The 24,813-nt window shown below is 65.7% G+C and carries 25 protein-coding genes and 1 tRNA gene; 12 read left to right on the top strand and 14 right to left on the bottom strand.

Going from position 1 to position 24,813, the window contains the following annotated elements:
* Positions 1–38 precede the first annotated feature (38 nt).
* Positions 39–115: transfer RNA gene (locus MA07_RS24425), tRNA-Arg, on the bottom strand.
* 155 nt (positions 116–270) lie between these two features.
* Between MA07_RS24425 and MA07_RS24420 the strand changes: the two genes are divergently transcribed.
* The 5 genes from MA07_RS24420 (at position 271) to MA07_RS24405 (ending at position 3,306) form a co-directional block, all read left to right on the top strand.
* Positions 271–483, top strand: a complete 213-nt coding sequence (locus tag MA07_RS24420) for a hypothetical protein (RefSeq protein ID WP_036358254.1) — start codon at positions 271–273, stop codon at positions 481–483.
* A gap of 158 nt (positions 484–641) precedes the next feature.
* Positions 642–788 (top strand): hypothetical protein, encoded by a 147-nt coding sequence (locus tag MA07_RS30300; protein ID WP_160195493.1) that lies wholly within the window; start codon positions 642–644, stop codon positions 786–788.
* On the top strand, positions 785–1,000 hold the full coding sequence (locus MA07_RS24415) for a hypothetical protein (protein WP_036358251.1): 216 nt from the start codon (positions 785–787) through the stop codon (positions 998–1,000). Before MA07_RS30300 ends, MA07_RS24415 begins: the two co-directional genes overlap by 4 nt.
* Before the next feature lie 53 nt (positions 1,001–1,053).
* Complete coding sequence (locus MA07_RS24410; protein ID WP_052003500.1) at positions 1,054–1,875, top strand: hypothetical protein; 822 nt, start codon at positions 1,054–1,056, stop codon at positions 1,873–1,875.
* Between the two features lie 6 nt (positions 1,876–1,881).
* Entirely contained in the window at positions 1,882–3,306 is a 1,425-nt protein-coding gene (locus MA07_RS24405; protein ID WP_036358247.1) for a M48 family metalloprotease, read from the top strand.
* Positions 3,307–3,388: 82 nt separating this feature from the next.
* Here MA07_RS24405 and MA07_RS24400 read toward each other — a convergent pair whose 3' ends face one another.
* From MA07_RS24400 to MA07_RS24375, 6 genes are all read right to left on the bottom strand, one after another.
* On the bottom strand, positions 3,389–4,261 hold the full coding sequence (locus tag MA07_RS24400) for an RNA polymerase factor sigma-32 (RefSeq protein WP_081929154.1): 873 nt from the start codon (positions 4,259–4,261) through the stop codon (positions 3,389–3,391).
* A gap of 161 nt (positions 4,262–4,422) precedes the next feature.
* The gene (locus tag MA07_RS24395) at positions 4,423–5,007 is read right to left on the bottom strand and encodes a CarD family transcriptional regulator (protein ID WP_036358244.1); all 585 of its coding nucleotides are present in this window, start codon (positions 5,005–5,007) and stop codon (positions 4,423–4,425) included.
* A 356-nt stretch (positions 5,008–5,363) separates the two neighbouring features.
* The gene (fdxA, locus tag MA07_RS24390; protein ID WP_036358241.1) at positions 5,364–5,702 is read right to left on the bottom strand and encodes a ferredoxin FdxA; all 339 of its coding nucleotides are present in this window, start codon (positions 5,700–5,702) and stop codon (positions 5,364–5,366) included.
* A 50-nt stretch (positions 5,703–5,752) separates the two neighbouring features.
* On the bottom strand, positions 5,753–6,055 hold the full coding sequence (locus MA07_RS24385) for an RNA-binding S4 domain-containing protein (RefSeq protein WP_036358238.1): 303 nt from the start codon (positions 6,053–6,055) through the stop codon (positions 5,753–5,755).
* Between the two features lie 12 nt (positions 6,056–6,067).
* Positions 6,068–9,277 carry a helicase-related protein gene (locus MA07_RS24380; RefSeq protein WP_036358236.1) on the bottom strand — a complete coding sequence of 1,070 codons (3,210 nt, stop codon included), beginning with the start codon at positions 9,275–9,277 and terminating at the stop codon, positions 6,068–6,070.
* 200 nt (positions 9,278–9,477) lie between these two features.
* Positions 9,478–10,338: a DUF3108 domain-containing protein gene (locus tag MA07_RS24375; protein WP_036358233.1), complete on the bottom strand. Its 861-nt coding sequence runs from the start codon at positions 10,336–10,338 to the stop codon at positions 9,478–9,480.
* A gap of 233 nt (positions 10,339–10,571) precedes the next feature.
* Here MA07_RS24375 and rpmB point away from each other — a divergent pair, with 233 nt between their 5' ends.
* Both rpmB and MA07_RS24365 read left to right on the top strand, forming a co-directional pair.
* A complete protein-coding gene (rpmB, locus tag MA07_RS24370; RefSeq protein WP_036358230.1) occupies positions 10,572–10,862 on the top strand; it encodes a 50S ribosomal protein L28 in 291 nt (96 codons plus the stop codon).
* A gap of 90 nt (positions 10,863–10,952) precedes the next feature.
* Complete coding sequence (locus tag MA07_RS24365) at positions 10,953–11,576, top strand: queuosine precursor transporter (RefSeq protein ID WP_244445346.1); 624 nt, start codon at positions 10,953–10,955, stop codon at positions 11,574–11,576.
* A 16-nt stretch (positions 11,577–11,592) separates the two neighbouring features.
* On the opposite strand, the gene MA07_RS24360 is transcribed toward MA07_RS24365, so the two are convergent.
* From MA07_RS24360 to MA07_RS24345, 4 genes are all read right to left on the bottom strand, one after another.
* Positions 11,593–12,597 carry an esterase-like activity of phytase family protein gene (locus tag MA07_RS24360; RefSeq protein ID WP_036358225.1) on the bottom strand — a complete coding sequence of 335 codons (1,005 nt, stop codon included), beginning with the start codon at positions 12,595–12,597 and terminating at the stop codon, positions 11,593–11,595.
* On the bottom strand, positions 12,594–14,492 hold the full coding sequence (cobT, locus tag MA07_RS24355; RefSeq protein ID WP_036358222.1) for a cobaltochelatase subunit CobT: 1,899 nt from the start codon (positions 14,490–14,492) through the stop codon (positions 12,594–12,596). Before cobT ends, MA07_RS24360 begins: the two co-directional genes overlap by 4 nt.
* A 160-nt stretch (positions 14,493–14,652) precedes the next feature.
* A complete protein-coding gene (gene cobS, locus MA07_RS24350) occupies positions 14,653–15,642 on the bottom strand; it encodes a cobaltochelatase subunit CobS (protein ID WP_036358219.1) in 990 nt (329 codons plus the stop codon).
* 116 nt (positions 15,643–15,758) lie between these two features.
* The gene (locus MA07_RS24345; RefSeq protein WP_036358216.1) at positions 15,759–16,388 is read right to left on the bottom strand and encodes a DnaJ domain-containing protein; all 630 of its coding nucleotides are present in this window, start codon (positions 16,386–16,388) and stop codon (positions 15,759–15,761) included.
* Positions 16,389–16,478: 90 nt separating this feature from the next.
* On the opposite strand from MA07_RS24345, the gene MA07_RS24340 reads away from it, so the two are divergent.
* Positions 16,479–16,745, top strand: coding sequence for a BolA family protein (locus MA07_RS24340; protein WP_036358213.1), 267 nt, complete (start codon positions 16,479–16,481; stop codon positions 16,743–16,745).
* A gap of 130 nt (positions 16,746–16,875) precedes the next feature.
* On the opposite strand, the gene MA07_RS24335 is transcribed toward MA07_RS24340, so the two are convergent.
* Entirely contained in the window at positions 16,876–18,042 is a 1,167-nt protein-coding gene (locus MA07_RS24335) for an acetyl-CoA acetyltransferase (RefSeq protein ID WP_036358211.1), read from the bottom strand.
* 136 nt (positions 18,043–18,178) lie between these two features.
* Between MA07_RS24335 and MA07_RS24330 the strand changes: the two genes are divergently transcribed.
* Positions 18,179–18,757, top strand: coding sequence for a TIGR00730 family Rossman fold protein (locus tag MA07_RS24330; protein ID WP_036358208.1), 579 nt, complete (start codon positions 18,179–18,181; stop codon positions 18,755–18,757).
* Between the two features lie 6 nt (positions 18,758–18,763).
* Here the strand turns inward: MA07_RS24330 and MA07_RS24325 are convergent, their stop codons facing one another.
* Together MA07_RS24325 and MA07_RS24320 are read right to left on the bottom strand one after the other, a co-directional pair.
* The gene (locus tag MA07_RS24325) at positions 18,764–19,918 is read right to left on the bottom strand and encodes a 2OG-Fe(II) oxygenase (RefSeq protein ID WP_052003499.1); all 1,155 of its coding nucleotides are present in this window, start codon (positions 19,916–19,918) and stop codon (positions 18,764–18,766) included.
* Positions 19,919–19,987: 69 nt separating this feature from the next.
* Positions 19,988–20,890, bottom strand: a complete 903-nt coding sequence (locus tag MA07_RS24320; protein WP_036358205.1) for a DMT family transporter — start codon at positions 20,888–20,890, stop codon at positions 19,988–19,990.
* A gap of 188 nt (positions 20,891–21,078) precedes the next feature.
* Between MA07_RS24320 and MA07_RS24315 the strand changes: the two genes are divergently transcribed.
* The 3 genes from MA07_RS24315 to MA07_RS24305 all read left to right on the top strand — a co-directional run bounded on the left by MA07_RS24315 (position 21,079) and on the right by MA07_RS24305 (position 24,672).
* A complete protein-coding gene (locus MA07_RS24315; RefSeq protein ID WP_052003498.1) occupies positions 21,079–22,491 on the top strand; it encodes a D-alanyl-D-alanine carboxypeptidase family protein in 1,413 nt (470 codons plus the stop codon).
* Positions 22,492–22,612: 121 nt separating this feature from the next.
* Positions 22,613–23,518: a DMT family transporter gene (locus MA07_RS24310; protein ID WP_036358202.1), complete on the top strand. Its 906-nt coding sequence runs from the start codon at positions 22,613–22,615 to the stop codon at positions 23,516–23,518.
* Between the two features lie 5 nt (positions 23,519–23,523).
* On the top strand, positions 23,524–24,672 hold the full coding sequence (locus tag MA07_RS24305) for a GTP-binding protein (protein WP_036358199.1): 1,149 nt from the start codon (positions 23,524–23,526) through the stop codon (positions 24,670–24,672).
* Positions 24,673–24,813: the final 141 nt, after the last annotated feature.

The following is a 24,813-nucleotide window of genomic DNA, read 5'->3' as shown; positions in this document are numbered from 1 at the left end:
CACTGGAGATCAAGAGTGAAAAAGAACAAGGATTTAACTGGCGATCCCGGGAAGACTCGAACTTCCGACCTTCGGTTTAGGAAACCGCTGCTCTGTCCTGCTGAGCTACGGGACCGCTGACGAAACGGGATTTAGCACGGTCGGCAGGGGCATTCCAGTGGGTTGCGGCCGCGAGCTCGGGATCGCGCGGCTCTCCCGAACGATTGTCGCGTCAGGCCGAAGGAACTCCCCACGGCCAAGCCGGTTGGTGAAGGCAACTGGAGGCACAACATGGCGCAGACGCTTCGCGATTTCCTGAAACAGGTCGAGAACCTTCCCCCCGACACCCTGCTCTGCGTCGCCGAGGTGGACGAGGCCTTCGCCGCCCATGTGGCGGAGATCGAGATCATCGAGGATGCGAAGTCTCAGAATCGGAAAGCGGAAGGCACTGAGGCGGTGGAACTCGGGAACGGCAAAGAACGGGTTGTGGTGATCCGCTGGTAGCCTGAAAGAAGCAGCTTTCCTGGCGAAAATCCGCCGATAAAACCTGCCGATCTTGGCCGCAACGATTTGGTGGCTCCTCGATTGACTTGCCATGGCGGCGGCATCCGGGCCCCGGAATGCCGCTCCAGAACACAATGAAAATCGGTCAGGATCTCACCATGACGAAGAACATCCCAGGCTCCCGCACGAACCCGGAAGGCATCCCGCAGGAAGGCCATGGCGGCTCGAACACGCGCGGCACTCAAGCCCAGCAGGGCAAGGACGGCAACGGCGCCCAGAAGCGGCAGCAGGAGAAGAAGTCATGAGCAGCACCGGCAACCGCAGCAATCCGAACCAGACGCGCATCTCGGGCCATCAGGAGCACGACGAGCCGAACGTCAACGCGGGCGGCAAGCCCGAAATCGGCCAGCAGGGCGGCGCGACCCACCAGGAAAGCCGCGACCACAACAAGCACAACAACGCGGGGCAGAGCGGGCACAAGCCACAGCAGCACAGCCCGGCGCAGGAAAAGCACTGATCCGGACATCCTGAGCGTAGCCGTTTGGGTCTGAAAGGGTATGATCCCGTCCCATGACGGGATCGACCCTGCGGATGCTGCTGGCCCTGTGCCTCGGACCTGCCCTGGACATCGGAATCCAGGAGGCCCATGCACAGGCGCGTTCCATGCAGCGGCCTGCGGAATGCCTCAGTGAGGCTCGCAGCGATCGGCTGCAGGGCCTCACGCCGGAGGATGATCTCATCCTGGCTTCGGGACAACTGGCTCGCCTGTCCGGAATTCGCCTGCCCGACACGCCTCCCCATCGCGAGGACGCCCTCTCTTGGCTGAGGGCGCGAATCGGCGAGACGGTCCTCATGCAGGGCCCTGACAGGCGCGCCCGGTGGGATCGAGCGTCCGTTCGCATCGGATCGTCCGGCGAGCCCGCGTCACTCGATTGGGCCCATGGATTGGTCGAGGCCGGCCTCGCCCTGGTGGATCCGGGCTCGGACAGGGTGTTCTGCCAGCCCGAACTCCTCGCCATCGAGGCCACGGCCCGCGAACGACGCCTTGGTGTTTGGGCCGATGACCGCTATAAACCCCTTGATGCAAATCATTCCGAGCGCCTGCGCGAGCGGATCGGCAGCTTCGCGCTGATCGAAGGCCGCGTCAGGAGCATCGGCGAGCGCAAGCAGCGCACCTATTTGAATTTCGGGGGGCTCTGGGCAGAAGACTTCACGATCATCATTTCTAGGGCAACCTGGAAGCAGATGTCGGATCGCGGCCTGGGCGCAGACTCCCTCAAAGGCCGGCGGATCAGGGCCCGAGGCATTTTGCAGCCTTGGCAAGGCACTGCTTTTTCGATTGTCATACCGGACATGATCGAACGTCTCGAAGGCGATCATCTGCCACGATGAACGAGCATGATCACAACACGTCGACCAGGTAGCACCGGAATTCTCAGCAGCCTCATGCTCGCGGCCTTTCTCGCGGGCTGCTCCGGCTTTGGGGGAGACGTCTCTCTGCCGGCAAACGCCCCGCGGGTGATCGGCCCGGATCGCGACCGGGATCATGTGCGCCTCGTCAGGGCCTTCGGCGGCGAGGGCCGCGCACCGCAGCTCCAGCAGCTCCTGACCGATGTGACGAACCGGCTCGTCATGGCCACCGACAGGCCGGAAGAGGCCTTCCAGGTGACGATCCTGAACTCGCCCGCGGTCAATGCCTTCGCGTTGCCCAACGGACGGCTCTACGTGACGCGCGGGCTCCTGGCGCTGGCCAACGACACCTCCGAGGTGGCCGCGGTCCTGTCCCATGAGATCGCCCACGTCACCCTGCGCCACGCCTCCCAGCGCACCGAGCTGCAGGCCCGCTCGGCCCTGATCGAACGGGTGGCCGAGAACGTGCTGAACGACGCCGAGGAAGCCGCCACGGCCCAGAGCCAGTCCCGCTCGACGCTGGCCAGCTTCTCCCGGGCGCAGGAGCTCGAGGCGGACCAGACGGGCGTGAAGGTTCTCGCCCGCGCCGGCTTCGATCCTTTCGGGGCACCGCGCTTCCTGACGTCGCTTGGGCGCTCGGGCACGAGTTCCGACAGCCAGACGGGGGACCGGCTGGCCTCGCATCCGAGTACGAACGACCGCGTCTCACGGGCCCTGCAGGCCGCGCGGCGGACGGAACTGCCGGGCGGCGGCGAAACCGGGCGGTTGGCTTATCTCACCGCCCTGGATGGCCTGTCCTATGGCGACGATCCGGCCGACGGTGTGGTCAAGGGCCGCCGCTTCATTCATTCTCGGCTCGGGGTTGCTTTCGAGGCACCTGAGGGCTTCAGCCTCGAGAACACCTCCCAGGCGGTGCTCGGATCCTCGGCCGACGGCGAGCGGCGCCTGCTTTTCGACGCCGCCGATACGCCGGAGGGCCAGAGCCTGGAAGACGTGCTGCGCTCCACCTGGACGGACACCATCGAGCCCGGCACCCTCACGCCCGGCACGGTGAACGGCCTTCCTGTGGTGACGGCCCTGTCCAACGGCAAGGAATGGACCTTCCGCCTCTCGGCCGTCCGGATCGGCAGCACCACCTACCGGCTCATCATGGCGACCCGGGGCAACAGGGGCGATCTGGATGCGATCTTCCAGCAGACCCTGAACAGCGTCCGGCAGGTGCAGCCCGAAGAGGCTAGACGGATCAGGCCCCTGAAGCTGCAGATCGTCACCGGTCAGCAGGGCGACACCGCGCAGGCGCTCGCCGCCCGCATGCCGATCGACCGGCCGCTCGAACGCTTCCTGTTGCTCAACGGCCTCGACAGGAATGCCCCCCTCAAGGTGGGCGACCGCTATAAGATCGTCGTGGAATAGAGCCTCGTTCCCGGACCATAAAACGGCATCGGCGAGGCAGTTGCCTGCCTCGCCGATGATGATTCCAGGAAAATCCCGTGCCTTACACGAACGCGCCGGAGGCTTGAGGATAGCGCTCCACCAAGGCGCGCTTGAGCTTTTCCAGGGCGCGGTTTTCGATCTGACGGACGCGCTCCTTCGAGATTCCGAGACGATCTCCCAAGAACTCCAGGGTCACCTGCTCGTCGTCGAGACGGCGGGCGCGCAGGATGCGCAATTCACGCTCGTTGAGAACTTCCAGCGCCTGCTGAAGCCAGCGCACGCGACGCTCGGTATCGATCGAGTCGGTGACGGTTTCGTCGGGCAGAGGGCTGGTGTCGACGAGGAACTCGACCCGCTCGGCGGAATTCGACGGGTCGGCATCCATGACCGGCGCGTTGAGCGAGGTGTCCGGCGCCGACAGGCGGGCATCCATCAGCGCCACATCGGCCTTCGACACGCCGATCGCCTCGGCGATCTTTGCGTGCACGTCGGAGGAGATGCGCTCCTCCCCGCCGCGGGTCAGACGGGCGCGCAGGCGGCGCAGATTGAAGAAAAGGGCCTTCTGGGCGGAACTCGTTCCGCCGCGGACGATTGACCAGTTACGAAGGATGTAATCTTGCACGGAGGCGCGGATCCACCAGGTCGCGTAGGTCGAGAAGCGAACTTCCCGTTCGGGCTCAAACCGGGCCGCGGCTTCAAGAAGACCCACATGGCCTTCCTGAACCAGATCGGCCATGGGCAGGCCATAATGACGGAAACGAGCTGCCAGCGCGATCACAAGGCGCATATGGGCAGCAGTCAGTTGATGAAGCGCCGCCTCATCGCGGTTCTCTTTCCAGCGCACGGCAAGAAGGTGCTCCTCTTCCCTTTCGAGAAAAGGCGCATTCATGGCAGCGCGGACGAACCGGCGGCGAACCCCTGAGATTTCTCCCATTGTGTGCTCTCCCTTGGCAGAGACACAACGAGCGGAGCCGCAAAAAGTTCACTTCCAGCAGCCAAGTTCCGCAAAATAGATTCCGGCCTTTGAAAAACAAGGCTCCGCGCACAAAAAAGCCCGGCTGCGAGCCGGGCTTTTGAACCTTGAAAGGCGTCCGCTCAGGCGGCCTCTTCCTGCATGTCGTCGCCTTCTGCGTCGCCATCCCCCTCGGCGCCCTTCACGCGGCGCGGGGACTTGGCAAGGCTCTGCTCGATGAGCTTGAGCGCTTCAGTATCCGTGATCTTGTTCACGGCCGCGATCTCGCGCACGATCCGGTCGAGGGCGGATTCGTAAAGCTGACGCTCGCTATAGGACTGCTCGGGCTGGGCCTCGGAGCGGTAGAGGTCGCGTACGACCTCGGTGACGGCGATCAGGTCGCCGGAATTGATCTTGGCCTCATATTCCTGGGCGCGGCGCGACCACATGGTGCGCTTCACGCGGGCACGACCCGTCAGAACGTCCAGGGCCTTTTGGACCAGAGCCGGTTCGGCGAGCTTGCGCATGCCGACGCTGGAGGCTTTACCCGTGGGGACACGGAGGACCATTTTGTCCTTGTCGAAGGAGACGACGTACAGCTCCAGTTTGAAGCCGGCGATTTCCTGCTCTTCGATGGCCGTGATGCGGCCGACACCGTGAGCGGGATAAACGATGGCTTCACCGGACTTGAACCCAAGGCGCTGGGCGGACTTCTTGGCGGTTGTCATGCGAGAGAGGCCTCCTTGCATGGCCCTCGCCTGAACGGCGAGGGAGCTGTTGCCCCACCGGACAGGGTCCCGGTGGAACGAGGATAGGATGTGAGTGTCGCGGAACTTGACTGCTCCGCTCGTCTCCCTGATGTAAGCCAGCGGCTACAAACGCTCATGCCCTTGACCAAGGCAGCAACGCTCCCTTAAGTCAAAGGACGCGAATCTTTGCTTCATTATGTGAACCGCCAGTCTGCGGGGACGGTGCACGGCTTGAGCGCAAGCGACGGCATTCACGGACCCTACCACAGTCCGGCCGAAAAAGCAAAAATATTTCAAAGCATAGCGTTAAAGAGACCCGTTCGAGACGGGCCGCGCTAGTCCCCTTCGCCGGGATTGGGCGAGAAGAACGCCTCGAACTTGCCCGCCACTCCGTCGAACTCCTTCGCGTCGGCGGGCGCATCCTTTTTAAGGGTGATGTTGGGCCAGCTCTTGGCCATGTCGGCATTGAGCTTCAGCCATTGCTCGAGGCCAGGCTCCGCGTCGGGCTTGATCGCCTCGGCCGGGCATTCCGGCTCGCAGACGCCGCAATCGATGCACTCGTCCGGGTGGATGACGAGCATGTTCTCGCCCTCGTAGAAACAGTCGACAGGGCAGACCTCGACGCAGTCCATGTATTTGCACTTGATGCAATTTTCAGTGACGACGTAGGTCATGCACGGTCCTTCGGAGTCTGTTCCAATCGAGAGAAAGGGTTGATGCCGCTCTAGCCCTTGTCGGAGGCGCTGACAAGCGCCCCGTTGTCCTGGCTGAGATCCAGGTAGAGCAGCCTTGCTTCCGGTGCAGGGCCCCGGCGCTCGCCGAGCCCCTCGATCCGGACCACGAGGGTGGCCCGGGGGAGCGCGATGGTCACCACGTCGCCGATGGCCACCGCCTTGGCGGCGTTGTCGGTGCGCTGTCCGTTGAGGCGGACATGGCCGCTGGTCACCATCCTGGCGGCCAGCGTCCGGGTTTTCGCGAAGCGCGCGAACCACAGCCACTTGTCGAGCCGCTGACGGTCCTCACGCATGCACTCAGGACCTCACTTCTTGCTGTCCTCGAGCTGGGCCTTGAGGGCCATCAGCTTGGCGAAGGGCGAGTTCGGATCCGGCTGCTTCTCACGCCGCTCGCGGCCGCCGTCCTGGCGGTTGTCGGCGCGCTTGTCGGGACGCGGACCGCGGCGCTCCTCCCCGCGACGGCCTTCCCCCTGATGGGGGCCGCGCGGCGGGCGGTTCTGCGGACGACCGCCCTCCCCTTGCGCTTCCCGGCGCTCGGGACGCGGCCGGCGCTCGCCTGTCTGGTCGCCCTGGCCTGCTCCATGGCGCGGGCGACGGTCGCCGCGATCCTGGCGCTGCTCCTGGCGGTCGGAACGCTCGCCGCGATCGTGACGGCCGCCACGGGCGTCGCGACCGCGATGAGCCTGAGCGCCGTCGTGATGGCGGCGGCCCTGGCGCCAAACCTCGATCATCTCGGGCTCGGCGGGAGCTGCCTCCTCAGCAGGAACTTCGGCTGACGCCTCCGCGGGAGCCATCGCGTCGCCCTCGGGCGAAGCCACGGCCTCGGCGGCGCTGGCCTCGACTTCCTGCTCGGAGACGGACGCCTCGGGAGCCTCCACGGCAACCGCGCCGATCTCCTCGGTGCCGACTGCATCGGTGCCGACCGCAGCCTCGGCCGTCTCAGCGGGAGCTGCCTCGGACGAGGCTTCCTCGGCCGGAGCGGCAGCGTCGCCCTCGGGAGGCGCGGTTGGGGCCTCGATGGCCCGCGGGGCCTCCACGAGCGGAACCGTGATGGCGGGACCGGCGCGACGATCCATCACATAGCCGAGCGACTTCAGGATCGTGGCGAAATCCTCGCCGGCGCAGCCCACGAGGGACGTCATGGCGACCGTCGGCACGAAGCCTTCGCCGTCGGCCGCGCCCGCCGGCGGCTCGCCGGGGGTGATGCCGGGACGGTAGGCGATCGCCGGACGGATGAGATCGGCCAGTCGCTCCAGGATGTCGACGCGCACGGCGCGGCCGCCGAGCACCCGGAAGCCTGCGGCCCGGTAGAGCCCGTGGGCGATCTCCTGATCCACCGGGATCGAGGTGCGGCCGGACTGGGCCAGATGGGCGATCTCGTCGATGCCCTTCTGGTCGAGGCCGCCGTTCTGCAGGGCCCAGAGCTGGGTTGCGAGCACGCGGGGCGCCGGCTTCAGCAGGGCCGGCAGGTAGAGATGATAGGCGCCGAAGCGCACGCCCGCCTTGCGCAGGGCGCCTCGGGCATCCTGGTCGAGGCTGCGGACATCGTTGAGAACCTTGGACCGCTCCAGGACACCGAGCGCCTCACCGATCTGGAAGCCGATGCCGCGGGCCAGGCCCGTGAGTTCCTGGCTGTCCTCAAGCTGCAGCAGGGGGCCGAGCAGGCGCACCACATAGGCCTTGAGCCAGGCGCGCAGGCGGATGTCCACCTTGTCCCGGGCGGGACCCGTGAGGTGCTCGTCCGAGAGGATGCGAAGCTTGGGATCGAACAGCTTGTCGCCGGGCTCCAGCTTGGCCACCGGGTCGCCCATCCACCGGATGGTGCCGTCGTTGGACAGCACGAGCATCGTGTCGGCGGTTTCGGCGAACCGGTCCGCCCGCGCCTCGATCTCGCCGGCCAGCGCCTTGCTGGCGGCGTTGCGCAGGGTCTTGACCTCCGTGGTGTCGGCCTGGGGATCCGGCACGAAATGGAAGCCGTGCAGGTGACCGATGTGCTGACCCTCGACGGTGACGTCGCCGGTGGTCGTAATTTCCGCTTCGAGCATCTTGTTCTCTCTCAAGCGCCGCATGAGAACGCTCGTCCGCCGGTCGATGAACCTTTGGGCGAGGCGTTCATGGAGCGCATCCGATAGCTTGTCCTCTACCTGACGCGCAACATCCTGCCAATGCTCCGGATCCTTCAACCAGTCGGGACGATTGGCGACGAAGGACCAGGTGCGGACCTGGGCGATGCGGTTGGAGAGGGTATCGATATCCCCATCGGTCCGATCCATAGCGGACAGATGGCGGGCAAACCAGTCGGCCGGGATGGCCCCGTCCTTCATGAGAAAACGGTAGAGCTGGCCGACAAGATCCGCATGGGTCTGCGGAGAAACCTTTCGGTAGTCCGGAACCTGGCAGATCTGCCAGAGCCGCTCCACGGCATATTGCGAGCGGGCCATGGCCTGGATGTCGTCCTCCCGGGCCAGAACTTCGAGAGACGTGACGTCCTCGCCGGTGGGGGCCCGCACGAGCCCATGCTCCCGCGGCTGGCTCCCAAGCGAATCGCGCAGGCGGGCGAGCGAGGAGAAGTCGAGATCGGGGTTGCGCCATTGCAGGATGCGCACCGGGTCGAAGACGTGGTTTTCGAGCGCCTGGACGGTTTCCGCATCGAAGGGCGGACAGCGGCCGGAGGTGCCGAAGGTCCCGTCGCGCATGTAGCGGCCGGCGCGGCCGGCGATCTGGGCCAGTTCAGGATTGTTCAGCTTGCGGAACTGGAACCCGTCGAACTTCTTGTCGGACGCGAAGGCCACATGGTTCACGTCGAGGTTGAGCCCCATGCCGATGGCGTCCGTGGCGATGAGGTAATCCACGTCGCCATTCTGGAAGAGCTCGACCTGGGCGTTGCGGGTGCGGGGCGAAAGCGCCCCGAGCACCACGGCCGCGCCGCCGCTCTGGCGGCGGATGAGCTCGGCGATGCCGTAAACCTCCTCGGCCGAGAAGGCCACGATGGCCGAGCGCCGGGGCAGGCGCGAAACCTTCTTCTCGCCCGCGAACGAGAGCTGCGACAGGCGCGGCCGGGTGACCACGTGAACGCCCGGGATCAGCGCCTCGATCACCGGGCGCATGGTGGCCGAGCCGATGAGCAGCGTCTCCTCGCGCCCACGCTGGTTCAGCAGGCGGTCGGTGAAGACATGGCCCCGGTCGAGATCGCTGGCGAGCTGGATCTCGTCCACGGCCACGAAGGCGACATCGAGATCCCGGGGCATCGCCTCGACGGTGGAGATCCAATAGCGCGGCCGATCCGGCTTGATCTTTTCCTCGCCGGTGACCAGGGCGACGTTGTGGGGTCCGGCCTTCTCCACCACGCGGTTGTAGACCTCGCGCGCAAGCAGGCGCAGGGGCAGGCCGATCATGCCGCTGTCATGGCCGAGCATGCGCTCGATGGCCAGATGGGTCTTGCCGGTATTGGTCGGGCCGAGCACGGCCGTGACGCCGCGCGAGCGCGCCTGCGGGGGAAGGGAACGACGGGCCATGCCTGGATGACGGGTAATGCTTGAACGTCCCGGATACGAGAGGCTGTGCGGGCCGGATGCCGGAGCCGGAAGCCTTCTCTTCAAGGCAGCCCGGCCCTCGCGGCCGGCTGCGGGCTATGCCCTTATATGGGGACGGGCGCCACTTTCGCCACCCGCTACAAGTGCTTTCGCCAAGGATTCTCTGGGCTTGATCTGAGAGCCTATTGGACAGCCCCGGCCTGGACGGCCTCGTCCGCCCGCACGGCCCGGCGCATGGGCCGGGACGCCTTGCCGTCCCCTTCGAGCGACCAGGCTGAGGCCTGCATCTCGCCGACGCCGATCATCGTGCGCACGGAGACCTTCAGGGGGAAGAGCAGGCGCGGGCCTTCGACGGGAGCAAGCCAGACAGACATGTCCCGGTTTTCCTGCATGAACTTGGTGGCCGGCCGCTCGGGCCTGTGGCCGGAGACCGGCACATAGCGGGCATTGCAGACGAGAACCGGACCGGAATAGCCCGCCACCTCGACGTTCTTGGTCTCCGCATAGCTGAGAACCACGTTCATGCGGGAGGCGCCGTCGAAGACGGGAAGGGTCCGGTTGCAATTGTCCGGATCGGTCAGAGCCTTCGACGCCAGAGCCGGCATGAGCAGCGCGCTCATGGGATCGACGACCCCCTTCTTGTCCGCAGGCTGGACCGGGATGCGGTCTTCCTTGGGCTCGAGGGGCGGGTCGATCTCGACGTCGGCCACGTGCCCGCCCTTCAACCCCATGCGGACGCTGCGCTGGTTGTCGGAGGTCTTGGACACCACGGCGAAGCTCGTCGAGCGCGGGCCGGCTCCGGCGAGAGTGCCTGACGCGGAAGCCTCGCCCTTGCCGCCGGTCAGGATCATGGCGAGGCCGGTGAGCTTCGCATTGCCCTGCATCTGGTATTTCTTGCCCTTGAAGGACGAGACCAAGTCTGCTTTCCCCAGGGGCAAGCCAGCGAGAGAGAGGTCGTACGTCACCTTGAGGGTCTGCCCATGAGCGAACGACGCCGTTCCTGCAAAGGCCAAGGTTACGAGAGCTGAGGCGGTGAGGCGCATAGGGCTGTTCCGATAGTCTATTCTGTTGCATCGCACGAGATTCGCAATAAATCGTGACCACGCGGCCGAAAAAAAGAGGGTGCGACGTCGCGCTATTCTTGACCCACACCCCTGTTTCGGCTTATAGGCTCGCACCTTCCAAGGACTTCTGGTGTCCGGCCGCGTGGGATCTGCGATCTTGCAAACCCGCGAATTGTGGTCGCGACCCTCACACGACGAATAGGATTGAACCCATGTCGCGCCGTTGCGAACTGACCGGCAAGGCCGTGCTGAGTGGCCACCTGGTGAGCCACTCGAACCGCAAGACGAAGCGGAAGTTCCTGCCGAACCTCTGCAACGTCACGCTCCAATCTGACGCCCTGCAGCGCTCCTTCCGCCTGCGCGTCACCGCCAATGCGCTCCGCTCGGTCGAGCACCGCGGCGGCCTCGATGCCTTCCTGGCCAAGGCCAAGGCTGAGGAGCTCTCCACCACCGCGCTGGCGGTGAAGCGCGAACTCGAGAAGAAGCTCGCCGCTGCGAGCTGATCTCGGATCGCCGGAAAATTGGCTTTGCGGGCGGCCCTGGTGCCGCCCGTTTTGCGTTGGTGTTTAAGCTCTGCCTGGAAGAGAATGTCTATGACCCGGATTGATCGCCGCGACTTCCTCATTGCGCTCACCGCAATGACCCTGGTCGTCCTCTCGTCGAACATCCTGGTCCAGCATCCCTTCACCCATTGGGGCATGGGCGACTACCTGACCTGGGGCGCCTTCAGCTATCCGTTCTCGTTCCTGGTCACGGACCTGTCGAACCGCCGCTTCGGGACGAAGGGCGCCCGTCGCGTGGTCTATGTCGGCTTCGTGCTGGCCGTGGCCCTCTCGGTCGTCCTGGCGACGCCGCGCATCGCCATCGCGTCCGGCGCGGCCTTCCTGACGGCCCAGCTTCTCGACATCAGCATCTTCGCCCGCTTGCGCGACAAGGCCTGGTGGATGCCGCCGTTCATCTCCTCGGTGATCTCCTCGGGGCTCGACACGGCGATCTTCTTCTCATTCGCCTTCTATTGCGGCGTGGTGCCGGGCGTCAGTCTCACCATCAGCGAGATGCTGGGCCAGACGGGGATCGTGGACCAGTGCATCGCCCTCCCGTGGGTCAACCTCGCGGTCGCGGATTACGGGGTGAAGCTTGCGCTGGCCACCATGGCGATTGCCCCCTACGGGGCCATCCTGGCGTTCATGCGCCCGCGGCTGCAGCGGCACGCCTGATTCAGGCGGCCGGATTTCAGGCGACTAGGGAAAACTCCAGCAGCACGGTTTTCTGCAGCGCGCTGAAATTGTCGTCGGAGATCAGGGACAAAACCGTCTCGCCGCCCTCGCGGTGAATCGCCAGTCCTTCCATATTGTCGACCTGATGTGAGGGCTCGCTCTCGTAGAGCACCTCCCCGTCGACCCGTGCTCCCGGTCGGACAGCCGCCGCGTCGAGGCGGCGCAGGCGGCACGCGAAGCCGCCGAAGAGCGAGAACCGCCGCTCCAGGATCACCGCGTCGCCATCGGGCAGGAAGGCCAGATCGGTGACGTCGAAGCCATTGGTGAGAGCCACCTGAAAGGCTCCCTGCCGGCCTCCCGTGAGAATGAAGCCGCTGCCACCCTCGGCGATGCCCACCAGAGCACCGCTCAGGGGCGAGCGTTGCGGCGCAACGGCCAGCGCCTCCAGGCCGCCATTGCTCGGCAGGTCCTTCAAAGCCTGAGGAACCGGAATCGGGACGCCCCGGATGATGCTGCCCGCAGCATTGCGCTCGAAACGGATGACGGCATGGTTGCGCTCGGTGCCGATGAACACGTTATTACCCGAGAGTGCGAAGCTCTCGGTGTCGTAGTAGCGCGAGCGCCGCATCGGGACGCCGTTGCCGAGGATCAGGGGAGAGAGGACCGGGCCGGACAGGCCCGCGAGCCGCCCGTCCGCCGTCTCGATTCGGGCTTTCAGGATCTGCGCATTGTCCGCAAGAGCGATGATCTCCTGCCCGCTGGCTGAGCGCCACAGGCCGGAAAAGCCCCCGAAGGCCGGCACGTCGGAGCGCAGGATGGCGCCGGAGCGGAACATCAGCGCGCCGAAGCGGCTGCGGTCGGGATCGGTGGTCGAGAGACGGCTGATCGGCTGCGCCTCGACCCGGATCGCCGTTGCCGCCTTGAAAGCCTGCGGGCGCTGCGCCACGGCGACGCCCGTGCAGGCGAGCGTCGCGGCAGCGGCACCGCCGCCGATCAGGAAGCTGCGCCGGGTGAGCCTCAAGCGACGGCCTTGCGGCGGGGAGCCCCGCGGGCCGGCGGCCCGGCATTCTCCTCGAACAGCTCCGCAAGCTTCTCGGTCATGACGCCGCCGAGCTCCTCGGCGTCGACGATGGTCACGGCGCGGCGGTAATAACGCGTCACGTCGTGGCCGATGCCGATGGCGATGAGCTCCACGGGCGAGCGGGTCTCGATCTCCTCGATGACGTAGCGCAGGTGCCGCTCGAGATAGTTGCCGGGATTGACTGAGAGGGTCGAGTCGTCCACCGGCGCGCCGTCCGAGATCACCATCAGGATGCGCCGCTGCTCGGGCCGGCCGAGCAGGCGCTTGTGCGCCCAGTCGAGGGCCTCGCCGTCGATGTTCTCCTTCAGGAGACCCTCGCGCATCATGAGGCCGAGGTTCTTGCGCGCGCGCCGCCAGGGTGCGTCCGCCGACTTGTAGATGATGTGGCGCAGGTCGTTGAGGCGGCCGGGATTGGCCGGCTTGCTGGCCTGCAGCCAGTTCTCGCGGGCCTGCCCGCCCTTCCAGGCGCGGGTGGTGAAGCCGAGGATCTCGACCTTCACGCCGCAGCGCTCGAGCGTGCGCGCCAGGATGTCCGCGCAGGTGGCCGCCACCGTGATCGGGCGTCCGCGCATGGAACCTGAATTGTCCAGGAGCAGCGTGACCACGGTGTCGCGGAAATTCGTGTCCTGCTCCTGCTTGAAGGAGAGGGGCTGGTACGGGTCCATGATGATGCGGGGAAGCCGCACGGGATCGAGGGTGCCTTCTTCGAGGTCGAATTCCCAGGACCGGTTCTGCTGCGCCATGAGGCGGCGCTGCAGGCGGTTCGCCAGACGCCCGACCACGCCCTGGAGATGGGCGAGCTGCTTGTCGAGATAGGCGCGAAGGCGCGTCAGCTCGTCCGCATCGCAGAGATCCTCCGCATGGATGATCTCGTCGAATTTCTGAGTGTAGGCCTTGTAGTCGGGGCCTCGCGCCTCGTTCGAGCGCGACGGCGGGCGCCAGGATTCGCCGGCATCTTCCGACTCGGCCTCTTCGGATTCCTCAGGCATCTCGCCGGAAGGACCGTCGGCCTCTTCCGTGGCGCCGTCCTCCATTTCGTCGCTGGAGTCCTCGCTGATCTCCGTTTCGGCGCGGTCGCCCTGGCTCTCCTGCTCGGATTCGCCTTCGCCCTGCTGCTCCTGCTGCTCGGACTCGTTCTCCTCCTCGTCCTCCTCGTCCTCGGAATCCATGGAGGCCTCGTCGGCCATGTCGAGGGAGGAGAGCAGGTCGCGGATGTTGCGGGCGAAGCTGCGCTGGTTCTCGATGTTCTTGAGCAGGCCGTCGAGGTCGCGCCCGGCGCGGTCCTCGATGAAGTCGCGCCAGAGATCGACGATCTTGGCCGCCGAAGCGGGCGGCTTCTGCCCCGTCAGGCGCTCGCGCACCATGAGGGCGAGCGCATCCTCGAGCGGCGCATCGGCCCGATCCGTGATCTCCTCGTACTTGCCGCCGCGATGATACCGATCCTCCAGCATGGCCGTGATGTTGGACGAGATGCCGGCCATGCGGCGCGAGCCGATGGATTCCACGCGCGCCTGCTCGACCGCGTCGAACACGGCACGCGCCGCCTGACCGTCAGGAGCCAGCTTGCGGTGCAGATTGGTGTCGTGGCAGGCGAGCCTGAGCGCCATGGCGTCGGCATTGCCGCGCAGGATCGCCACGTCCTGCGAGGTCAGCCGCCGCGGCGGCTCCGGCAGGCGGGCCTTGTCCTGGCCCATGAGCACCGGGCGGTCGGACGCGAAGGCTACCTCGAGGTCGGGTTTCCTGGCGATCGCCTTCATGGTGCCGGCGATGGAGCGCTTCAGCGGCTCCGCCGGCGCTTCCTTCTTCTCACCTGGCTTGCGGTTCGAGATGGACATCTCACCTCCCTGACGCTTCGTCTTGTGTCATCCCCGCGAAGGCTAAGGATCCATAACCACGACAGAATGAGGATGGTTGCTGCGTATCCACCTAATCCTGAGACGTCAGCGTTTATGGATTCCGGGCTCGGCTGCGCCGCCCCGGAATGACAGGGCCGTTTTAAGACAGAACCATATTCACGGCGCTCTCAGGCAGTTCCTTGCCGAAGGAGCGCTGGTAGAACTCGGCCACGAGGGTGCGCTCCAGCTCGTCGCACTTGTTGAGGAAGGTGACGCGGAAGGCAAAGCCCGTGTCGCCGAAGATCTCGGCGTTCTCCGCCCAGGTGATCACCGTGCGCGGGCTCATGACGGTCGAAAGGTCGCCGTTCATGAAGGCCGAGCGGGTGAGATCGGCCACGCGCACCATCTTGTTGACGATGTCCCGGCCGGCCGGATCCTCCTGGTAGTGCTTCGCCTTGGAGAGGACGATGTCCACCTCCTTGTCGTGCGGCAGGTAGTTGAGGGTCGTCACGATGGACCAGCGGTCCATCTGGCCCTGGTTGATCTGCTGCGTGCCGTGATAGAGGCCCGAGGTGTCGCCCAACCCCACCGTGTTGGCGGTGGCGAACAGCCGGAAGGCCGGATGAGGCCGGATCACGCGCTTCTGGTCGAGGAGCGTGAGCTTGCCCGACTGCTCCAGCACGCGCTGGATCACGAACATCACGTCGGGACGGCCGGCATCGTATTCGTCGAACACGAGGGCAACGTTGTTCTGCAGAGCCCAGGGCAGGATGCCGTCCTGGAAGGCCGTGACCTGCTTGCCCTCCTGGAGCACGATGGCGTCCTTGCCGACGAGGTCGATGCGGGAGACGTGGCTGTCCAGGTTGACGCGCACGCAGGGCCAGTTCAGGCGGGCGGCCACCTGCTCGATATGGGTCGACTTGCCGGTGCCGTGATAGCCGGTGATCATCACGCGGCGGTTGCGCGCGAAACCCGCCAGGATGGCCAGGGTCGTGTCCCGGTCGAAGAGGTAGTCGGGGTCGAGGTCGGGCACATGCTGTTCGGCCTGCGAAAAGGCCGGGACCTCCAGATCCGAGTCGATGCCGAAGACCTGTCGCACGGACACCTTCATGTCAGGCGTAAGGGTCGCTGTCTCGGTATGTGCCGTCATAAGGGGCCTCTTGTTCGGATACATGTCGTGAAGGTGTCATGGGTTTCTTAAACCCCATAACCGGATGGTGCAATTTCCTAATAAGCCTATCGGGTCTGCCTGAAAGGATATCGTCTTCAGCAGAGGCCGGCACTTTTGAGGATGTCGTGCGCCTTGATGATGTCGCGCAGGCGCTCCTCGAAGGAGCGGTCGCCCCCATTGGCATCCGGGTGGAACCGCTTCACCAGGGCCTTGTACTGGGCCTTGATGGCCGGCCCGTCGGCGGCCTCGTCCAGGCCGAGGACATCCAGGGCCCGGCGCACCGCCCCCGTATAGCGCGGCCGCTTCGGCTCAGGGGAGGCCCGGCGCGCGCGGGCCTGGGTAAAGTCCTCTCCCCGGAGAACCCCGAGCGGATCGACATATTCCCACTCGCGGGGCTCGGCCTTGGCGCCCTGCCCCTCGCCGGAGGCCGCGGAGTTCACCCCCATGGCCCAGGTCGGTCGGTGGCCGATGACGGAATCCTTCTGGAAAGCCGCCACGGCGGTATCGGACATGCCGGCGAAATAATTGTACGACGCGTTGTACTCGCGCACATGCTGGAGGCAGAAGCGCCAGTACTGGCCCTCCCGGTCACGCCCCTTGGGCGCGCGGTATTCGCCAGCGGCCTTGCAGGCCGGATGCTCGCAGACAGGCCCCTTGGTCTCCTGCGGTTCGTCACAGGAGGACTTGATGCGGATGCGGTCGAAAAGAGGCGAGTTGAGATCCATGATTCAGCGATTATGAGTGGCTTCAGGCCCTGAGCCAAGGCCTGAGCGCTTTTGGCCGCAGACCCGTTCAAAAAGGATTGATCAATCAGCATGACCCTCACCCACTGGATCACACAGACTTTGCAGGAGAACCTGCATCCGACCGAACTGACCGTCACCGACGAATCAGAGAAGCATCACGGCCATGCGGGATGGCGGGAGGGCGGTGAAACTCACTTCCACATTCATATCGTGTCTGAGGCGTTCTCCGGCAAGAGCCGGGTCGAGCGTCACCGCCTCGTGAACGACACGCTGAAGGGCGCTTTCGACAGGGGGCTGCACGCCCTGGCGATCCAGGCCAAGGCGCCGGGGGAGTAGGCTGTTTATCTCAGTGTCATTCCCGGCCGGAGCGCAGCGGAGGGGAAGGGAAACCACCAGCACGCTCGGCGCCATGGATCCCCTTCCCTCGCTCCGCTTGGCCTGAGGATGACAAAGCCCTAGGGCTTTGTCACTTGATCCGCTCAAGCACGCTGACGTAGTTCGCCACCGCGGCGCCGCCCATGTTGAAGATGCCGCCGAGCACCGGGTTCTTCACCTGAATGCCACCGGCCTCCTCGCAGAGCTGCATGGCGGACAGCGCGTGCATGGACACGCCCGTGGCCCCGATGGGATGCCCCTTGGCCTTGAGGCCGCCGGACGGGTTCACCGGCAGCTTGCCGTCGCGGTTGGTCCAGCCTTCCTTCACGGCGATCGCGCCCTGGCCGCGAGGGGTCAGGCCCATGGCCTCGTACTCGATGAGCTCGGCGATGGTGAAGCAGTCATGGGTTTCCACGAAGGACAGGTCGGAGAGCTGGATGCCGGCCTGGGACAGCGCTCGCCGCCAGGCTTCCGTGCAGCCCTCGAACTGGACGATGTCGCGCTTCGACATGGGCAGGAAATCCTGCGCATGCGCCGTGGCCCGGAAGGCGACCGCGCGCTTCATGCGAAGCGCCGTTTCCGTATCGGCCAGCACCAGGGCCGCGGCGCCATCCGAGACCAGCGAGCAGTCGGTGCGCTTCAAGGGGCCCGCCACGAACGGGTTCTTGTCGCTCTCGGCCCGGCAGAAGTCGAACCCCAAATCCTTGCGCATCTGAGCATAGGGATTGTCGACGCCGTTCTTGTGGTTCTTGGCGGCGATCAGGGCGAGCGCATCGGACTGGTCGCCGTGGCGCTGGAAATAGGCGCCCGCGATCTTGCCGAACACGCCGGCGAAGCCGCCGGGCGTCTCGCCGTCTTCCGGCACGTAGGAGCAGCGCAGCAGGATGTTGCCGATCTCAGGCCCCGGCGTGCGGGTCATCTGTTCGACGCCCACCACGAGCACGGTCTTGGCGCGCCTGGCCTCGATGGTCTTGATCGCCTGGTGCACGGCGGCCGAGCCGGTGGCGCAGGCATTCTCGACCCGGGTCGCAGGCTTGAAGCGGAACCGGTCATTGGCCTGGAACACCAGGGAGGCGGTGAAATCCTGAGCCGAGAAGCCGCCGTTGAAATGGCCGAGCACCACCTCGTCCACGTCTTCGGCGTTGAGGCCCGCATGCTCCAGCGCCTCTCCGGCGACACGGACGATCAGGCTCTCGACGGTCTCGGCGTCGAGCTTGCCGAAGGGGGTGTGGGCCCAGCCGACGATGCAGGCGGTCATGGGGATCTCCTCAAGAATTGTGCTGTTGAGGCACAAAGTGGCCCTCTTTGCGCCTTTCAGCAAGACGGATGCCGTCTTGAGATCGGCGCCAAGCTGCGGTTCATCATGGCGCGAAGCGAATCATGAGGGACGGCCCATGCGCCTGTGCGTCTTCTGCGGCTCGAATGCCGGTCAGGATCCTGTCTATATCGCCTCGGCGCGCGCCCTTGGGGAAGCCTTGGCCGCGGGCGGCATCGGCCTAGTCTATGGCGGCGCCTCGGTCGGGCTCATGGGTGCCGTCGCCGATGCCGTTCTCGCCAAGGGCGGCGACGTGACCGGGGTGATGCCGCAGGCGCTGGTGGACAAGGAAATCGCCCATAAGAGCCTGAGCGACCTGCGGGTGGTGGGCTCCATGCACGAGCGCAAGGCCCTGATGGCGGAGCTCGCCGACGGCTTCATCGCTCTGCCCGGCGGCCTCGGCACCTTCGAGGAGCTGTTCGAGGTCTGGACCTGGGCGCAGCTCGGCTATCACCGGAAGCCCTGCGCGCTCCTGAATGCCGGGGGCTTCTACGACAAGCTCACCGACTTCCTGGACGACGTGGTGGAACGCGGCTTCGTGAAGCCGATCCACCGCGCCATGCTGATCGTGGAGAGTGACCCGGCGGCCCTGATTCAAGCCATTCGCGCTTACGAACCGCCGAAGGTCGACAAGTGGATCAAGGCGGGCGAGCGCTAATCAGGCTTACGCTCTATAGGCCCCCACACCCTCGCCGAGATGGGCGTTGTTCGCCTCGCGCACCTTCGCGGCCTCCTCGTCGTAGAGGAAGGGCAGGAAGGCGAAGCGGCGGCCTTTGGTGACTTTGGAAACCGCGTGCAGGAGCGGGCAGGAGAACACCACGGCGCCCCCGGGCGGCGCCTTGTAGCTGCGCGGTCCGTATTCCGGGAAGCTCACCTCGCCGCCCTCGAAGTCGTGATTGAGGTTGATCGAGACCGCGAAGCGGCGATGGTCCGTGCCGCTCGTGGTGTTGTCCCGGTGAGCGCGGAAATGCCCGCCGTCCTCAGCCGCATAGCAGGAGACGATGTAGCGCTCCATGCGTGAGGGCTTGAAGAAGTGCACCCGCTCGATTTCGGGATTGATGCGGCGGATGATGCGGTGCTGCACCTGCCGGATCAGGTTGGGATCGTCGATCGTATAGTCCTTGCGGCGCTTGTGGTTCGGATCGTGCGCCGCAACGGTCTTGCCGTTGACCTCGCGCATGAAGCCCGATTCCTCGCCGCCATGCTCCTCATAGAGACCGATCAGGTGGCGGCAGAACTCGGGCTCGAACACGTCCGGGATGACGAGAACGGGCGCCGGCAGCTCGAAGCCTGCATAGTGGCTGACCGGCGGCAGGTCGCGCAGGTAGGCCATCACCTTCTCCCGGTCGCTGCCATCCTGTTCGAACGGGAAGATAGCGCGCACGCGCAAGGAAGGATTGAGCACCATCCAGAAGCGGCGGATCGGGACGGGACCCTGCCCCGGCTGGACGTTTCGCGGCTGGGCGCCGTAGAGGCGGCCGACGGTGCCGTCGAAATCCCAGAAGTGGCGGATGCCCGGGATGATCTGCCTGGCTCGGCTCTCGGACTGATCCGACGGATCGACGCTCACGCCGAACAGGGCGATCTTGTCGTCGTCGAAGAGGGAGCGGTGCTGGTCCTGAAACGATGCCAGAGCCGCACGGCCGACCTCGTCCGAGCCCATGCCGTAGAAGCACAGGACGACATAGCGGCCGGCCACCGTGTCGAAGCTGAAGTTCGGATTGCTGGTCGAGTTCTGTTTGAACCACGGAACCGGATCCCCAACCTGGAGGACACGATAGGCAGGCTGCAGGGTGTCAGGAGCGGCGGCGTCGGTCATCGGCAATCCAGAATACGTTCACGATCAATGCAACTTTGTTCGTTATCACGCGACTGCCGCAGCGACAAGCTAACGTTGGGACATGAGGAGCAGGGCAACCCCTCCGAGAATCAGCAGCATTCCGAAGAGTTCGCGCCTCGTGGTCGCCTGCGCCAGGAAGTGATGGGACACGGCCTGGGCCATCAGCACCTCCACCAGGGCGAGGGTGCGCACATTGGCAGCCGTGGTGAGCGCAAAGCCGATGAACCAGAACTGGGACGCCAGCGCCCCGAGGAAGCCTGCCCCTAAGGACGGACGCCACGCCGCAAAGCTCGCCGCCAGCGCCTTGCGATCGAAAAGGCCGAGCCAGACGAGGAGAACGGCGGTCTGCAGGCCGAGACCCCAGACCAGGGTCGTGGACGCCCGGATGAGCGGCGAGCCCCCGTCGAGGGACAGGATCGCGCCGCGAAATCCGATGGCGGCCAGGGCGAAGAAGGCTCCCGAGGCGATCCCGAAGAGAACCGGCCTGAGGCCGGACGAGGTCAGGCTCGTGCCCGGCTTCACGGACATGAGCAGCACGCCGCCTGTGGCAACCACGATGGCGAGCGCCATGGCCGGGGTGAGCGGATCGCCGAGGAGCACCAACCCGAACAGGGCCACCTGCACCGACTCGGTCTTGGTATAGGCGGTGACCACGGAGAAGGCGCGCTCCCGCATGGCCGAGAGCATGAGCGCGGTGGCGAGAATCTGCGTCAGGGCACCCGTCAGCGCATAGGCCAGGAAGGCGGCGTTGGGGGCAGGCGGCGTCTCACCGGTGGCGAGGCTCATTCCCGCCAAGGCCAGGAGCGCGAAGGGAAAACCGTAAAGGAACCTGACCTGGGTCGCCCCCACGGTTCCGATCGTCTCGGTGAGGCGACGCTGGGTGGCGTTGCGGCCCGTCTGGGCGGCCGCGGCTGCCAAGGTCACGGGAATCCAGAGAAGGGAGGTCGTCATGTCGGTCTTCAATCCGCGCGGCTCTTGCCACTCTCTTGCCATGGAATTCGTTAAGAAGGGGAGTTTAAGCAATCAACAAGCGGCCCAACCTAGCCAAGGCCAAGGTTTGGCACTAGAAATAGCCCAGCTGACAGGCGGGGCTGATCCATCCTCACCTTTCGTCGAACGAAGCCAAGGAGTCGTTCCGCATGAACGTTAGCCGTGTCCTCCGCGTGACTGCCTTTGCCCTTGCCGCCCTAATGAGCGGCTCGGCTCTGGCCGCCGGCGGCCCTGCGCTTGTCGTCGAACTCGAATCCGGCCGCGTTCTCCACGCCGAGCGGGCCACCGATCCCTGGTTCCCGGCCTCCATCACCAAGCTGATGACGGCCTATGTGGCCCTCGACAAGATCCGCTCCGGCCAGATGAGCATGGACACGCTTCTGATCGTGTCCGAGGGCGCCGCCGCCCTGCCCCCGTCGAAGATGGGCTTCAAGCCCGGCACGGAGATCCGGCTCGACAACGCCCTCAAGATCATGATGGTGAAGTCGGCGAACGACGTCGCGGCCACCATTGCGGAAAACATCGGCGGGTCGATCGACGGCTTCTCGGAGCTGATGAACGCCCACGCCCGGCGCCTCGGCATGGTGAGCAGCCGCTTCGCCAATCCCCACGGCCTGCCCGACGACCGCAACCAGACCACGGCCCGCGACATGGCGCTCCTCGCCCGCGCGCTGCTGAAGGAGTTCCCGGACCACAGGGACCTGTTCGATATCGGGGCCGTCCAGTTCGGCCGCCGCATCATGCGCAACACCAACGGCCTCATCGGCCGCTACCCCGGCGCGGACGGCATGAAGACCGGCTTCATCTGCTCGTCCGGCTTCAACGTGGTGGCGAGCGCCCACCGCGACGGCCGTCACCTCATCACGGTCGTGCTCGGGGCGCCGTCGGCCAACGAGCGCACCATCAAGGCCGCCGAGCTGTTCGACCGCGGCTTCAACAGCAAGGTGAACTTCACCAATCCGGAGCTTGCAGCACTGCCGGCCTCGGGCAATACCAGCCCGCCGGACATGCGCCCGGTCATCTGCGACCGCCGCGGACCGATGCCGCAGGAAGAAGACACCCCGGCCGTCGCTGAGACCGACAGCAACATTCCGAACCTGTTCTCCTCCGAGGTCATGGCTTTTGCCGGCACAGCCGCCGACAAGCCGGTGCGCACCGTGCTTGGTCCCCGCACCGCCGTGCAGCCGGAGCGGGTCTGGGTGGGTCTGAATCCGCCCAGCGAGGCCGAGATCGCCGCTCAGGCAGCTGCCGAGGCTGCAGCCGAGCAGGCTCGCAAGACCAAGAAGGCGGCCGCTCCCAAGAAGGGCAAGGCTGCGGCCAAGCAGGAGAATGCGGCCACGCAGGACGACACCAAGGCTGCCGAGAGCGAACCCGCAAAGCCCACGGCCAAGAGCGCGGACAAAGGCAAGGCCACGCCGCGGGTCAGCGTCACCGTCAAGCCGGTGACGGGTGCGAAGCCGGATGCCAAGCCTGCTACGGACAGCAAGGCCAAGACTGACGCGAAGGCCAAGGCGCCTCAGAAGGCCGATGCGGCCGGAAAGCCCAAATCCGTCGCCAACTGAGCCGACGGGAACAAGAAGACCCATTCTCGCAACGCCCGGTCATCGACCGGGCGTTTTTCTTAGCTCTTGCAATTCCGGTGCGTCCGGGCGAACCCTTCGGCCCCGCCATGCAAAGCCCGACATGAATCGCTCCTCCCCCGCCAGCGGCCTGCTCTTCGCCCTCGTCTCGGCGAGCCTCTACGGCTTCAACATCGTGTATGCCCGCATAGCCTCTTTTGCCGGCGCGAGCGGCTCGGCCATCGTGGTGTATCGGGTGTTCCTGATGCTCGTTCTGGTGGGCATCGTGGCGGCAATCATGGGGAAATCGCTGAAGGCGGCGAAGGAGGAGCGCGGCACCCTGATCCTGCTCGGCGTCGCCACGGCCTTCGTGGGCATCTGCTATCTCTCGTCCGTCGCCTATATCCCGGTCACCGTGGCGGCCGTGGTGTTCTATACCTTCCCGATCCTGATCGTGCTCGCGAGCCCTTTCGTGGAGGGCACGAGGCTTACGCCGTCACTGCTGGGCGTCGTGGCCGTGGCCACTCTCGGGGTGGCCCTCGTCGTCGGCCCGGCCTTCGGCGGCCTCGACTGGCGGGGCCTTGCGCTTGCCTTCGGGGCAAGCATCGCCACGGCCATCCAGTTCTTCGCCGCCGCGCGCTGCCGCAGGACCGGCGTCATGGCCAAGACCTTCTGGATCCATGTGCTCGTCCTGCCCACCGCAGCGCTCATCAGCCTGGCGGCCGGGCAGCTTGCGCCGCCCTCCTCGCTGGCCGCAGCGCCCTTCGCCGTCGCCATGACCATCGGCGGCTACATCTTCGGCTTCGTGCTGCAGTTCCTGGCGCTGGGGCGCATCACGGCGGTGGCTGCCGGGATCATCTACTGCACCGAGCCCGTGGTGGCCGCCATCTCGTCGGCTCTCATTCTCGATGAGGTCCTGTCTCCCCTGCAGATTGCAGGCGGCGCCCTTGTGCTTGGGGCCATCATGGCCAACGTTGTGCTGGAGCAGCGCCGTCTGAGGGACGCGCCCCTGGTGCCGATTGCGGATTGAACACGATGACGAACAGCCCGATGACTCCACCCGCCCCTCTTCCGCTCACCATCCTCACGGGCTTTCTTGGCTCGGGCAAAACCACCCTGCTCAACCGGCTTCTGAAGGATCCAGCGCTGCAGGACAGCGTCGTGATCATCAACGAGTTCGGCGAGATCGGCCTCGATCATCTGCTGGTGGAGACCGTCGACGAAGGCATGGTGCTCCTCTCCGCCGGCTGCCTCTGCTGCACCGTGCGCGGCGACCTCATCGCGACGCTGGAGGACCTGCTGCGCAAGCGCGACAACGGCCGCATCATGCCGTTCAAGCGGGTGATCATCGAGACCACGGGCTTGGCCGATCCGGCCCCGATCCTGCACGCGGTGCTCTATCATCCGTATCTTTCCATGCGCTACGCCGTGGAGGGCGTGGTGACGGTGGTCGATGCCGTCAACGGCACCGGGACCCTGGACGCCCATCGTGAGGCCGTAAAGCAGGCCGCCGTGGCCGAGCGCATCGTCCTGTCGAAGACCGATCTCGTGACCGATGAATCAAAGCTCTCCGAATTGCGGGAGAGGCTGCGTCAGCTCAATCCCGGGGCAACCCTGCTCGGAGCAGATGCGCCGGCCGAGGCCGTCATCGCCGGCGGCCTGTTCGATCTCGACGGCAGGATCGCCGATGTGGCGGAGTGGCTGAAGACGGAGGCCGTCGAAGAGGCCGAACGCGAAAGCCACGCGCACCAGCACGGGCACCATCACCACCATCACGGTCATGACCATTCCCACCATCATCACGACGTGAACCGGCACGACGAGCGCATCCGCGCCTTCTGCCTCACGAGCGAGCAGCCGATCCGCCAGGGCACCCTGGACATGTTCTTGGACCTCCTGCGCTCCTCGCAGGGATCGAAGCTCCTGCGCGTGAAGGGGCTCGTGGCATTGGCCGAGGATCCGGAGCATCCGGTGGTGATCCACGGCGTGCAGCACGTGATCCACGTGCCGGCCGTGCTGCCGCGCTGGCCGAGCGAGGACAGGCGCAGCCGCATCGTGTTCATCGTCGACGATCTCGAACGCGAGACCGTGGAGAAGCTCTGGGACGCCTTCCTCGGCAAGCCCGCCGTCGACCGGCCCGATGCGGCGGCGCTGTCGGATAATCCGCTGTCGTTGAGGCGGTGAGCACCTTTCGCGGATCTCCAACCAGAGCCTCATCCTGAGGAACGAGCTTGCTCGCGTCTCGAAGGACGAGGCGTTTCCAGCGAATTCTGGAGGCTCCTTCGAGACGCCGCTTTCAGCGGCTCCTCAGGATGAGGGTAGAGT

The sequence above is a fragment of the Microvirga sp. BSC39 genome, assembly GCF_000739015.1.
GTDB lineage: Bacteria > Pseudomonadota > Alphaproteobacteria > Rhizobiales > Beijerinckiaceae > Microvirga.
This window is presented reverse-complemented; position numbering and strand designations above follow the sequence as displayed.